The following is a 12,898-nucleotide window of genomic DNA, read 5'->3' on the forward strand; positions in this document are numbered from 1 at the left end:
ATCCGGACTCGGAAAGGGATTTTGAACCTGAAATTACATCTGAAACATCTGAAACTGTTTCCGTTGTCAACTCCAAAGAAAAAGCCGAATCCGATCCTGATTCAGGGCTTGAGGGTTCAGGGCTTGAGAATGAAGATCTCGAAAGTACCGAAGTTTCTTCTCCTGACACTCTGAAACCCGAAACTGAAAAACTGTCCGGGAAAGGGAATTCCCTTGAGGCTCTTGTGCCTTCTTACCAAATTTGTACCTCCTCAGGACTCCCGGAGTCAGCAGACCTTTCTGAAATTTCCGATGGGCAGCTCGAGGAAGCTATTATAAAAATTGTGGAATTCGAAGGGCCGGTTCACGCAGAGGAAATAATCCAGAGGATAAAGGCTCATACGGGAATCCCCCGCATGTTCAGCAAAATCAAACATAGAATTCTGGACTCCCTGGCAGAGGCTGAAAGTTCGGGAAAAATTCTGGCAAGAGGCGAGTTCTACTGGCCGCTTTCGGGACCTGCAGAACTCCTGCGCAAGCGGGATACTGAAACATATGCAAAGATCGAATGGATCTGTGATGAGGAGATAAAAGAGGCTGTCCGTTTCGTCCTTAACACCCAGTATTCGACTCCTCTGGAGGACCTGATTATCCAGGCTTCAAGGGTCCTGGGCATAAAAACTACCCGTAAAAATACCTGGGACAGGATAGAGAAACTTATTTTGTCCGGGATAGAAAGCAACGAACTTACCCGCACGCCCAATGAAATGATATATTTTGTGGAGTAAATTTCGAGAGTAAAGAGGGAAATGGATTAATTTTTTGAATCTGTTAATTGGAAGTTCTGGATATTGTAGGGGTTTGTAATTGACATTTCCAGAGGGATTAATGAGCTTTGCTTTGTACAATTACAAATATTTAACATATCCACAAATATTTAATATATCCAATTTTGATTTAAACTTATTTTTTATGAGTTGCTATGTATTTGTTATGGATATTTATAATGTCGGTCGCTAAATTCTTGCGATAACTGCCTATCGCCATCTTATTTAAATAATGAAATATTTGATCAAAATCCATTGTTTTTCCTATTAATACATATCCTAAATACAAAAGTGAAATACCTCTTTCAATTTCAGGTGCTACGTCTGTTTCTGATATTACTCGCGGAAAATGTGGGATCTTCACCCATTCTTTTGCAAAGAATATTATTTCATCTTTGTTTTCTTCGACTGCTTTGTCCAGTTCATATATTTTATTAATATTAAAATATAATAATCCTTCAATACTCTCTGAAGCTTGTCTCTTATCAACCAATACGTGAGACAATAGATTTGCAATGATCTCATCTATTTCTTTAATAGTTGATGATGTTGAAATGTACTCATTCAAAGAAATTGAATCAATAAAGATTTCCTCATTCATTGCAATCTCTTGATTTTTGAGACTATTTGAGTACTCTTCGATTTCAACCTTTAAGTTCGTAAACTCGTCGTCAGCCAATTCAAGAAGACCGGATAATCTATAAAATCTTCTTTTTATCTCTCTTGGAATTTCAATAGGCGATTTGTACCCTAAGAGCCTATCCGAAAAGTGTTGTGACCTATTGTAACTTACCATTAGCAATATGCAAAACCGAAGAGGATGCCCTGCTATTATAGACCTGCTGTTACTTTTCGATCGCATTACCGACTTTTCGGATAGGCACTAAGTCATGTTCAATTTCTGCCCATGAGTGTTGTAAAATAGAACGTATTTGTATTTCACATAAAAGATCCTGACATTTCCTATACTCTAGTAGATTTTTTCTAGTTTCTGAGAGTTTTACTACATAATGCAGAGAGAGATACCCAAATCTGTCAGGGTCTAGTAGTTTCTTTTTATCTATTGATAGTTCAGGGATTATCATAAAATTTTGTTCAATGATTTTTGCTATGTGTTCAACTTCAGATGAAAAATAACAAACAACCCTAACACCAGATAGGTCAGTAATATCTGACAGTTGATTGTAAGCATTTCCTTTCCTGCATAACTTTTCTTCTAGATTCTCTATTCCTTTTGTACGCTTGTCAACTGAATAAGTTTTGATGCTACTTTCTTTTATAAGATTACAGATTAATTCGTAAATTTTCTTTGTATACTCTTCATACTCCGGTCTAGCTTGTTTGTACTCCTCTATAAGATTCGACATTTGTTTTTGCATGCTATTAATGCCTTCAAATGGAATTGATTTTTAAAATCTTATTAAGTATGCTCATAGTTATACTTTTTTATTTAATTTGAATATAAATATTCATCTCTGAAATTACCGACTCACAGAAGAATGACACGGTGTTTTGTGGTGGAGAGATTAGACAGATTAAACTGTGACCATTTGAATTGCAAAAAATTACACAATCGAATGTTCTCAAATTCACTAAAAGAAAGTGTTTATCAGTGTGTGATTTAAAGAACTCTTTTAATTTTATGTTCAAAGTATTTTTATTATTACGAACGCGAGGTACATAACAATAATTGTTATGTTGTTTAAGATAGATTCTTTTTCTGTCATAGTTTTTATATATTTAAACCTTAGACCAAAAAAATCCTAAATATATAAAGTTCCTTGCAATCGGAATCGGTTAAACTCCTCGTAACATGTAAGTAGCCAAATAGTTACGTATATTTGTTCTTAATCGATACCAAGAATTATTTAGATCACGCTAAAAATTAGCTTATTCCTTATATAAAGAAATTTCTAAATGTTATTTTCTTTGCAATTGCCAAACAAAAAAGTAATCTGTATATTTTGAGGGAGGGTTTTCACCCTCCTAATGATCCGTATAAAAAAAGGATCAATAGGAAGATTAAACCAATCTCGGTGTGTGAAAATAGGCAAGCAAGTAACGAATAACAAATTTTATACACTCTAATGGCTATTAACCAATATATGCCCATTTCAAAGGAAAAAACTTTGGAATTAATCGACGAAAAAACCAGGCAATTTCAACATATTTTAGACACAGCTACTTATGATACTCGTTACAATGCAGAATACCGTGAAGCATATTATGGTACAAAAGGCTTATTGAATGAACTTTTTTCAGAAGAAGAAGTAAAAAGATTTAGTCGGAGCGTATCTGCGTCTATCTTGTTCAGAGTTGTAACTCCTTATATTGATTATGAAAAAGAACTACTAACATATAAAAAACATATTAGCAAATGCATCTCGCAATTAAATGTGTATAAAGAAAGAATACAAAACTTCTGGGAAGAGCCAGAAGTAACTAAAAACACAATTAATGGTACTATGAACCCGAAAGCTGACGTTTTGTTGGTCACTGCAACTAAAGTAGAAAGTAAAGCAGTTATTGATATTTTCCAGGATGCAACTATCCAAGTGCCTCAACGAGTACCTATCGGTGACAGGATATATCACTCCATTGGCAGTGTCAATGGAGCGAAAATATTTATGGTTCAATCTGAAATGGGATCTGGAGGTCCAGGAGCATCTTTACAGACTGTTGAAAAAGGTATTCATGCTTTATCTCCTGGCATAGTAATTATGGTAGGAATTGCCTATGGTATGGACTCAGAAAAACAGGCTATCGGCGAGATTTTGGTTTCACAACAATTAATGCTTTATGAACTCCAACGGGTTGGCACAAAGAATGAAAGTCCTAAAATTATTCTGCGTGGAGACAAGGCACACGCATCTTCACGGCTTTTGAGCTATTTCCGGAGCGCTGATATTGACTGGGACGAATCAAAGTGTAAAGTAAATTTTGGTCTCATACTTTCTGGCGAAAAATTAGTGGATAACATTGACTTTCGTCAACAGTTGTATGATTTATGTCCTGAAGCTATTGGTGGTGAAATGGAAGGCTCTGGGCTGTATGTTGCCTGCTTAGACAAGAAAATCGATTGGATTCTTGTCAAATCGATTTGTGATTGGGCTGATGGAAATAAAAATGAAAACAAAGACAATCAACAGAAGCTTGCAGCCGGAAATGCTGCTAGTTTTGTGCTGCATGTATTGCAACAAGTCCCTTTTACTGGAAAAGGGTAGGAGTGTGAAAGTGCATCCGATCCGGAATTACTGTTAATTAACACAGGCAAGTTACACGAAATACAAAAATCAGAAAAAGTAAAAGACACTGCAAAAGCTATAGACATAAAGTTTGCAAAGTTCAGTGCTCCAAAATTTCAAAAACTTGCTGAATTGTTCAAAAATGAAAGTAAATCTACTTTAAAGTCTAACTTTGTTCCTATCGATCCATTATACTCGCAAAATGATATTGACTTTGTATCTAAGTATGACATTAGTAAATTTAACTACAATTTATCATCTGAGATACACCAATTTTTTGAGGATTTAAGTGAAGCCGAAAACGATCGTCTTTATTTAGAAAACAACTGCAGAAACACCGATCAAAGAATACAAACCTTATGTACGATTAAATACCAAAATATGAAATCGGCTATAATATCTTGCAGTAATAAAGTAGCAAATATTAGAGCTCAACTAAATGAAATTTATAGAGAGTAAATATAAAATTCATTTTATATGTAATCAAAAAAATTTTTGTATATATATTTTGCTTTGACCTGTGAGCAGCATCTTTTTCTGCTGCCTGCTCTTTGTAGAAACCGTGCAGCCAAAAACTATGAGACTTTTTATTATTTTCTGGTTTTTCGTTTTCCCTCTATATCGTGCAAAACAATAAAATTTTAATTATATTGATATATTTTTTCTATTTATGGGAAAAGGAAACATTGCAATAGATAAATCAATGATAAAAACGATAGTTGACGGCAAAATAATAATTCCTTTGCCAAAAGTTTTGGTTGAAAATCGATACTATCCTATGTTCTCTATATTCTCCCCTACTCAGTGTGATAGTTGTGGAAGTAAATTACATGTTAACTCTCATCACACTCGTTTTATTATATCACGTTACGGCACTATATCTCTCAATGTTACATACTGGCTTTGTCCCACTTGTAAGAAACATTATCATGATCGGGTTATTGGTGTTCAGGGTTCTGCAAATTACAGTTCTGAATATTATGATACACAAATAAATGTCAGATACGATGGACGATGCAGTCTGCACAATTCTCGGCGAATTGGGGAAACATATACAGAAGGAGTAATAAATGTCTGTGGAAGAGCTCCTTGTCCCACTTCATTGTGGTTATATGAACAGAAACTAGCAAAACTTTCAAAGCAAGAACTTTTGAACCAAGGAGTTAGCTTTGAAGAAACATTGTATGTTGATGGGAATTGGATCAAGAATGGATGGAAAAAAAAGCTTGAAGAATTTATTGGAACGAAACTCACAAAGAAAGAATGGAAAAAAATGCGATATAAATCTGTTTACGTTGTTGCTACCAAAGAGAAGGTCATTTTAGATTTTGAAGTAACTGAGAGGTTACCAACAATTGAGGCTCTGATGCCTCTTTTTATACGAATAAAGAACCGATTTCCTGAAGATAAAATCAAAAAGATTGTTTCTGATGAGGATAAAGCGATCATTGGAGCCGTAAAAATGGTCTTTCCTGAAGTGACTCATTCTTTTTGTGTGTTTCATCAATTAAAAAACGTTAGTAAGAGGTATTATGAGGAATTCAGTTCTGTTGAAGAGATTCCAGATAACGATAAGATTACCTACAATGAGATATCTCAATTGATACTTTCTGATACGGTTATCAGTGCTGTTGCGCATATTCAGAAGATACGAGAATTTAACTCTGATCTTGAACTTTCTGAAGCGTCTCATAAAGCGATTTCTTATGCCGAAGAGATTTTCAGCAAGAATGTGAGCTTCTTGAAAAAAGGTTTTACACCTGAGACAGATAATACAATGGAACAAATATTTTCTTTGATATGTGATATAGTAGACAAAGTAAGGTCATTCAAAACCGATAATGGACTAACTAATTTTTGTTACAATCTATTTACTTTTTTCAACAAACGGTGTTTCAGCACTGGAAAATGGAAAGGTTTCTCACCTTTAATGAGAGCAAGATTCCAATATGGATAATGCTAGAATTGGAGAATAATTAGTTCTTAAACTTGATGGCTTATAGCTGTAGCTGTCGGAAATTCCCACAAAAATAGTTCCACAATTTGGAAAATTTTGGTGGATGCTTGTGTGAATGAATCAACATTTTTAAATGAGTGAATTGATTTGCTCAAATTGGGATAAAATTTTGTGGTTGTCTTGAGATTGAAGAAAAACCAGAAAAAATTAAAAAGACTCAAAACTATCGAAGTTTGCATCTTCATCCTTGCAGGTGCCGCACTTATAGGGTATACCATCACCATCCTTTTAGGGGCTCAGAAAAGTATTTTTCGAGACATGTGGGCAAGGTTCTTTCAGCCTTACATGCCCCTAAGACCGAGGGAGCTCTGACTTTTCCCATTTGTTTTCTTAAAACAGTTTATATGAGCGCGTCAGAAGCTCTTTAATCAAAAAATTTAACATTTCTAAAGTGATTGTATCTTCATTTGGTTTATTTTCCAAATTTAAAGGTGAGTTCCTGATGGAACAGCGATACTTGAGATATTACAATGGTCGATATGAAGCGGACATTGATATCACTGTAGAAGAATGGAAATCAATGCTTCAAAATGAGAAAATTTTCTATAAAGAAGCTTTAGATATGGTTTTGAAATGGTATAACGAAATCGACCATCAAGCAACATCAAAAGCAATAATGGTAAAGTATTCTCCTGAGTTGAAAGGCACTCCGTATAATGGAATTGTTGTTGGTTTAACTAACCGAATTCTAAAATATCTAAATCGGTTTGAAGTAATAGGTACTGAAGGCAATAAATCAAGATTCATCGTGCCGTTTGAAGGGTGGCATGAAGACTACAATCCGTCTAAACATTTTGTTTGGAAGTTGAGAGATGAATTAGTCCAAGCCTTAGAAGAGCTCGGTAAGGTAGATTATCAAACTTTTCCATCTGAAAAGGATGAGCTTACAAGTTCCATTGTAGAAAGTACGCCTGAAGGTAAAAAGATACTATGTTATACTACTCGATATGAACGAAACGCACAAAATAGACGTAATGCTATTGCAATACATGGTACTGTATGCCAGGGATGCGGTTTTGATTTTGAAAAGACATATGGTGAAATCGGGAGAGATTATATTGAAGTTCATCATGTAAAACCTCTCTGTGAAGAAGAAGGTTCTGTTCCAATAAATGCGGAAACAGATTTAATATGTGTTTGTGCTAATTGTCATCGTATGATTCACAGAAGAAAAGATTCGGTCCTTTCTCTAAAAGAATTGCAAGAATTACTGTTAGCAAACAAAAGTTGAATATTTTTTCATCCTTTCAGGCCGAACCTGTCTCGTCTGCAACGCAAAAAGAACAGAAAAACTCATATCTTGACCTGGGGGACCTTATTAAAATTCACAGATAAGTATAAGCGCCTCCGCCAGCCTGTCTGGCGGCCCTTCACAAAAAGCAGAAAAAGAAGCAGAAATTAAAGAGAAATAAGACCAAAATTTATGCCTTTTGACCTACTGTTCTTTTTTTCACACACAAACGTCTCAGAAGCTTTTAATTGCTGGCATGTTGTTTTTATTCTTATTTACGTGCTCTTTTTCTTCGTTTTGTCTTTTTGGGACAGACCGCTCTCCTGCGTCGAGCGGGACAAGAACGACAGAATATAGTGAGTATGGTTGTACAAATCAGAATACCCTGAATTTTAGTCCGCTTGAGCGCAGCGAAACAGACCGCGTACTCCAGAGGCGCAATTCGGGCGGGACAACCTTTTTGAAATTTTTTCCCTGATTCCGAGTTATATAATAAAATATTTATCGGCTGAAAACAGTGGATAAATAAGTAGGACGCTGAAGCTTTTTCTCTGGAAATTATTTTTAAGGGATTTGATTTTTATGAACCTGGATCTGATCAATAAACTTGTTTTTGATGTTGTGGAATCGGTGAGGAAAAACAATGATGAACCCGGCGCAGCGCTTGAGTTTACAGTCCAGTTTTCAAGGAAAAACGGAATTTCTCCGGACTTTCTCCTGAACATCGCAAAGATATGCGACTCAAAGGGAATGTTCAGGGAAGAATACGTATTCATGAAAGCCTGCGCTCTTCTGGGAGAAGGGGAACAGCAAATCGAAGCTTATTTCCTTTCGGGAGTTCTTGCTTATTTTATGGGGAGGAAGGAAGCTGCTCTTCAGGAATTCGATGAGGCCCTGAAGCTTGATCCCGGACATGTCAACTCCCTCTGCAACCAGGGAATTGTCCTTGCCGAGCTTGGGAGGAAAGTTGAAGCAGAAAACCGGTATGGACGGGCTCTTGAACTTGATCCGGAGCATGTCAGCACCCACTGCAACTATGGGAACCTCTTTTTTGAGCTTGGGAAACTGCAGGAAGCGGAACTCGAGTTCAGGACAGTCCTCGAACTGGATCCCGGAAATGCAAATAACCGCTGCAACTACGCTAACCTCCTTGTCGAACTTGGGCGGAAAGAGGAGGCCGAAGAAAATTTCAGATTGGTGCTCGAACAGGTGCCGGAGCACGTGTCAGCCAACTATAATTATGCCAATTTCCTTAAGGAAGAAGGAAAGTTTGAGGAAGCTGAAGTTCATTATAAGAAAGTTTTGAATGTAAGCCCTGGTCATATAAGTACTCTCTGCAACTACGGGAACTTGCTCTCGGAATCCGGCCGGCCTGAGGAGGCGGCAATGCATTACAAGCTTATCCTCAGGCTGAAACCCGGAGATGCGGATACGAGGGCTAATTACGGGCAGCTCCTTTTTGAGCTAGGGCGGTATCACGAAGCTGAAATCCAGTACAAAAAGACTCTTGAAATAGACCCTCACCATGTCCCTACGCTCTGCAAGTACGGCAATCTGTTGAAACGGCTGGGGAGGTTCAGGCAGGCTGAAGTCATGTACCGTGAAGCCCTGGAACTGGATCCCGAAGACGTTAATACCCACTACAATTACAGCCTGTTCCTTCTCAAGCTTGAGCGCTTTGACGAAGCGAAGGAACAATATATTAAAGCCATGTCCTCGGATTCTTCACTTATCTTTTTTTAATCCCGGAGCTTCCGTGAATTTTCTTTTTGAACTCTTTCTTTGAATTATTTTCTGGGTTATATTCGTATTTGTTCAGCCCGAATTGCGCCTCGGGAGTACGCTGTCTGTTTCGGCAGAGTTGCGGCTCTGCAGTGCGCTGTCTGTTTCGGCAGAGTTGCGGCTCTGCAGTGCGCTGTCTGTTTCGCTCCGCTCAAGCAGACTACTTTATAGTAGAGTCGGGAGCTACGCTCAAGGACTAATTGCTATATATCTCACCTGTACAACCTTATTCGCTGTACTGAGTCGTTTTTGTTCCGCTCGACGCAGGAGAGCGGTCTTGCCCAAGATGACAAAAAAGAAGAAAAAAAGAAGAAAAAAGCCAGCAATTGAAAGTGAAATAAGAAATCATGGGGGTTTAATGCCAATATCTACTGTTTTTTGTTGCTTTTTTGAGTCTGGATTTGTTTTTTTGCTTTTTCCACTTTTTGTGAAGGGCCGCCAGACAGGCTGACAGGGGCGCTTATACTTATCTGTGAATTTTAATGAGGGCTCCGGGGCAAGATATGAATTGTCTGTTCCTTTTTTGAGTCGCAGACAAGACAAGTTCAGTTCTGCGAGGGTAAATCAATAAAACAAAAGATCTCGGTTTCGGAGATCAGGATAATATCAACCGGTTAATACGGGACCGCCAAAAAATAAGAAAATGAAAAAACGCTGTTGGAAAGCAGGAGTATAAGGATAAGGGGTTTAGCCCCTCAACATTTACTCGTAACAAAGACCATGGCAGCAACAACGGTGGTCCACTTTCCGTTCTTGTCGCCTGCTGCAGTCTGGCAGATATGAAACGTATCAAAAATGTGTCCGCTTGCCTTATACACCTGTTCGCGCTCATGCCAGGCCATTTCCGCATTGAACTCAATCCCGAGAGTTGTTGCGAGCATAGTTGCAGCCAGGTCTTCAGCGTATTCTCCGGCAATTATTTCTTCTTCTCCGAATGAGTGGTGTTCGGAAATATAGCCGTAGTTATCCTCATTTACAGGTACAGCAGTTCCTATGGCTGATGCCATCAGGCGGTGTGGCTCATTAGTGTCGTTTCTTGCGAGAACACAGTGAACAATGGCGCCTGGCTTCAATTCGGAGAGACCTTCTTCTCTGGTTACGAGTTTGCAGTTGGGGGGCAGAATACTTGATACGCTCACAAGGTTGTATTTCTCTATTTTTGCATCTCTCAGTGCAAGTTCAAAGGATGCTAATCTGTCCTTATGGACCCCGGTACCTTTTGTCAAAAATGCTTTTCTTGGGATCATATTAACTCCTTTAAGTTTCTGTGCTTCATACGTCTGCTAAGCGATTTTCCATTCTCTGGGCAACCAATACACAAATGAATAATTTTCAATAATTTAAAACTTTTCTACAGTATCGAGTGAAATTCTCGAACCAACTCCGGACTTAGTTAACAATATTTCATGATCCAAATGTACATTTCATGATCCAAATGTACAGGGAAGTTATGAACTTTACCCTTTTTCACTCCCAATTTTCAGCCAGGGAAGTCTCTACTGGAGAGTTACAGTCTAGCGATTCTGTCTGTCCCCTATTTTCCTCCGGACTGTTGGAAAATTCTTTATTCCCGGAAACTGCTTTCTCGTACACGTCCGAGTTTGAAATCCCTTCGAAGATAAACCTGGTCTCAAGAGGGATATCGCCCGTATGAACTTTTATATCCTTTCTTTCCACATTGATCGTAACCTGATCCGGAGAAAGCCCTGACTCGGCCATGTAATTAAGGATGAGCTCTCTTCCGAAGCTCTCTGCAAACTCGAGCGCTTCACTCCTGAGTATAAAATGCCGCCTCCCTGTAGGAGTATAAACAAAAACCCCTTTTGTCTTCAGGTCATACTTTGATTCACTGTAAATTGTACGAACTGTGATTTCAACGCGTTTCGTCCCTTTTCCTACAAGGGCTCCCACTGCATTTCCTACACTGGAATATTCAGGGACAAGTATCTCAGCATCGATCAGTCTTTTCAGGTCATCCACATATGCTCTGACAGGGCCTCCCAGAAGGATTACCGGAATATCTACTTTAAAGCGGGAGAAAAAGCTGCCTTCAAGCATTTTTTCAATTTCGTTTCTGTCAACCCCTTCCATGAGGAAGGCGAGAAGGTCTTTTGCCATGTTCCGGGCAAAAAGCTGCTTCACGTTTAAACAGAATTCCTGTCTATCGGTCCCGAGGAAGTTTGCAAGCAACGTAGCCCCTATTTCCGAGGCTTCGGAATCCCACTCATTGTATTCTCCCAGGACGTGCAGGGCATCGGTCGGGGTAAAGCCGATAACCTGGACAAGCCTTCTCTGGATCAGGGAGTCCATTACTTTTTTTGAGGGGAGGACATTTCTGTCCCAGTAGACGTCTTTAAGGGAGAGCGGTTCGTTTCGTATATGGGCAAGGAGCTCCTCTTCTTCTTTGCTCAGGTTTGAAGCCTTCTGTTTTGTCCTCACAAAGAATTTTGTGGCCTGGATATGCTCGTTTAGCTTTAGTCGGTCCGGAATCCAGCGTTTTTTCAGGGTATTCATAAATGACGGATAGAGGACAGCGGCCCTGCAGAGCGGAATCACCCGGCGGGGTCCTATGTTTGTCCTGCTGCCCTGGACCCAGATATGGCTGTCTCCGCCTATTGCCGAGGTCTCCATCCTGAGCGCCCTTACCTTTGTCTGCCAGCCCCCCACAACAGCTCCGTTTTCACTGAGGTAAGGCAGCCCTTTGTGGATAAGCGAGACATCCGTGCTTGTCCCCCCAACATCGATAACAGTACACGTCTCCTGGCCTGAGAGATAGGACGCTCCTAAAAGGCTTGCAGCAGGGCCCGAAAAGACCGATTCTATGGGCTTTTTCATGGCTTCCTGCATGCTTACGACCGACCCGTCGCAGCGGAGCATCGCAATTCTGGATTCAAGCCCTCTCCTTTCGATTTCGTTTACAACGGTCTTCAGGAACCCTTCTGCTACCGGCAGGAGCTGGGCGTTTAAGTAAGCCGTAACCCCCCTTTCATAGGCTCCCAGAGACTGGGCAAGTTCATGCCCGCAAACTACAGGAAGCCCGGTGAGTTCCTGGATAAGGGCTTTTACGCGCAGTTCATGTTCGGGGTTGCGGACACTGAAATATGAGGAGACTGCAAAAGCCGAGACCCTGTCTTTCAGCCTCAGTACAAAGTTTTCGACTGCGGAAAGGTCGAGGGATTCAACCTCCTCTCCGCGGCTGTCGTGTCCTCCCCGAACCATTATGCAGTTTGCGACCTCCGAGTCCGCAGGGATTTCATAGTCTCCTACAAGAATAAGTCCAACCGGATATCCTGTCTTTTCCAGGATAGTATTGGTTGCAAGAGTTGTGGAAACCGAAACCATAGTCACAAGTTTCAGCTTTTCCGGGTCAAGCCCGTCAATAGAGTTCGTTATTCCTTCAAGAAGGTCGGGATATGTTGTTAGTGCCTTATTTGAACATGTAACTTTTCCATCCGAGTTCCTGATCAATATGGAATCGGTATATGTCCCTCCGGCATCGATTCCCAGACTGTATGCCATTTTTTTTACTCCTTATGCATTTTTTATTTCGGATCACCCGTAAGGTGCCATTAGGTGATCTCGTTTATGCTTTTAACTCTAAAATCGTTCGTAAGCCATTTTCTTTCAAATTTTCTTTCAATTTTTTCCAATTTCCGTGAAGTCAATTTCCATTAAATCCGTTTTTTAAATTCTGAGATCCGGAATTCTGGAGCAAGCGGATTGTTAAAGAACAAATTTAGAGCTAAAAGCAAACCCTGGGCTTAAGAACAATTTCAGTTCAAAGCTTCTATCTGGCTTACTTTCAGTCTTTACCTTT

9 protein-coding genes and 1 pseudogene are annotated in these 12,898 nt (G+C 39.4%); 6 read left to right on the forward strand and 4 right to left on the reverse strand.

The window, feature by feature from the left end:
• Positions 1 to 284: 284 nt before the first annotated feature.
• Positions 285 to 767: pseudogene (locus MA_RS29840) on the forward strand (DUF3320 domain-containing protein); the annotation flags it as partial.
• A 175-nt stretch (positions 768 to 942) separates the two neighbouring features.
• Here MA_RS29840 and MA_RS18245 read toward each other — a convergent pair.
• A complete protein-coding gene (locus MA_RS18245; RefSeq protein WP_157860316.1) occupies positions 943 to 1,602 on the reverse strand; it encodes a hypothetical protein in 660 nt (219 codons plus the stop codon).
• Between the two features lie 49 nt (positions 1,603 to 1,651).
• Positions 1,652 to 2,185: a GTP pyrophosphokinase gene (locus tag MA_RS18250; RefSeq protein ID WP_052279198.1), complete on the reverse strand. Its 534-nt coding sequence runs from the start codon at positions 2,183 to 2,185 to the stop codon at positions 1,652 to 1,654.
• A gap of 708 nt (positions 2,186 to 2,893) precedes the next feature.
• On the opposite strand from MA_RS18250, the gene MA_RS18255 reads away from it, so the two are divergent.
• From MA_RS18255 to MA_RS18275, 5 genes are all read left to right on the forward strand, one after another.
• Positions 2,894 to 4,030 carry a hypothetical protein gene (locus tag MA_RS18255; protein WP_011023413.1) on the forward strand — a complete coding sequence of 379 codons (1,137 nt, stop codon included), beginning with the start codon at positions 2,894 to 2,896 and terminating at the stop codon, positions 4,028 to 4,030.
• Between the two features lie 691 nt (positions 4,031 to 4,721).
• On the forward strand, positions 4,722 to 6,008 hold the full coding sequence (locus MA_RS18260; protein WP_011020086.1) for a transposase: 1,287 nt from the start codon (positions 4,722 to 4,724) through the stop codon (positions 6,006 to 6,008).
• 180 nt (positions 6,009 to 6,188) lie between these two features.
• Positions 6,189 to 6,380: a hypothetical protein gene (locus MA_RS18265; protein WP_157860317.1), complete on the forward strand. Its 192-nt coding sequence runs from the start codon at positions 6,189 to 6,191 to the stop codon at positions 6,378 to 6,380.
• Positions 6,381 to 6,510: 130 nt separating this feature from the next.
• Positions 6,511 to 7,299 (forward strand): HNH endonuclease, encoded by a 789-nt coding sequence (locus MA_RS18270; protein ID WP_048065733.1) that lies wholly within the window; start codon positions 6,511 to 6,513, stop codon positions 7,297 to 7,299.
• A gap of 582 nt (positions 7,300 to 7,881) precedes the next feature.
• On the forward strand, positions 7,882 to 9,042 hold the full coding sequence (locus tag MA_RS18275) for a tetratricopeptide repeat protein (protein WP_048065734.1): 1,161 nt from the start codon (positions 7,882 to 7,884) through the stop codon (positions 9,040 to 9,042).
• Between the two features lie 734 nt (positions 9,043 to 9,776).
• Here MA_RS18275 and MA_RS18280 read toward each other — a convergent pair.
• Both MA_RS18280 and MA_RS18285 read right to left on the reverse strand, forming a co-directional pair.
• Complete coding sequence (locus tag MA_RS18280; RefSeq protein ID WP_011023416.1) at positions 9,777 to 10,328, reverse strand: pyruvoyl-dependent arginine decarboxylase; 552 nt, start codon at positions 10,326 to 10,328, stop codon at positions 9,777 to 9,779.
• 220 nt (positions 10,329 to 10,548) lie between these two features.
• Positions 10,549 to 12,600 (reverse strand): hydantoinase/oxoprolinase family protein, encoded by a 2,052-nt coding sequence (locus MA_RS18285; protein WP_011023417.1) that lies wholly within the window; start codon positions 12,598 to 12,600, stop codon positions 10,549 to 10,551.
• Positions 12,601 to 12,898: the final 298 nt, after the last annotated feature.

This window comes from Methanosarcina acetivorans C2A, from assembly GCF_000007345.1.
GTDB lineage: Archaea > Halobacteriota > Methanosarcinia > Methanosarcinales > Methanosarcinaceae > Methanosarcina > Methanosarcina acetivorans.

What these genes read in the sequence shown, in the direction of transcription:
- MA_RS18245 (WP_157860316.1), bottom strand. Translation starts at nt 1,602, where the DNA reads ATGGTAAGTTACAATAGGTCACAACACTTTTCGGATAGGCTCTTAGGG.
- MA_RS18250 (WP_052279198.1), bottom strand. Translation starts at nt 2,185, where the DNA reads ATGCAAAAACAAATGTCGAATCTTATAGAGGAGTACAAACAAGCTAGA.
- MA_RS18255 (WP_011023413.1), top strand. Translation starts at nt 2,894, where the DNA reads ATGGCTATTAACCAATATATGCCCATTTCAAAGGAAAAAACTTTGGAA.
- MA_RS18260 (WP_011020086.1), top strand. Translation starts at nt 4,722, where the DNA reads ATGGGAAAAGGAAACATTGCAATAGATAAATCAATGATAAAAACGATA.
- MA_RS18270 (WP_048065733.1), top strand. Translation starts at nt 6,511, where the DNA reads ATGGAACAGCGATACTTGAGATATTACAATGGTCGATATGAAGCGGAC.
- MA_RS18275 (WP_048065734.1), top strand. Translation starts at nt 7,882, where the DNA reads ATGAACCTGGATCTGATCAATAAACTTGTTTTTGATGTTGTGGAATCG.
- MA_RS18280 (WP_011023416.1), bottom strand. Translation starts at nt 10,328, where the DNA reads ATGATCCCAAGAAAAGCATTTTTGACAAAAGGTACCGGGGTCCATAAG.
- MA_RS18285 (WP_011023417.1), bottom strand. Translation starts at nt 12,600, where the DNA reads ATGGCATACAGTCTGGGAATCGATGCCGGAGGGACATATACCGATTCC.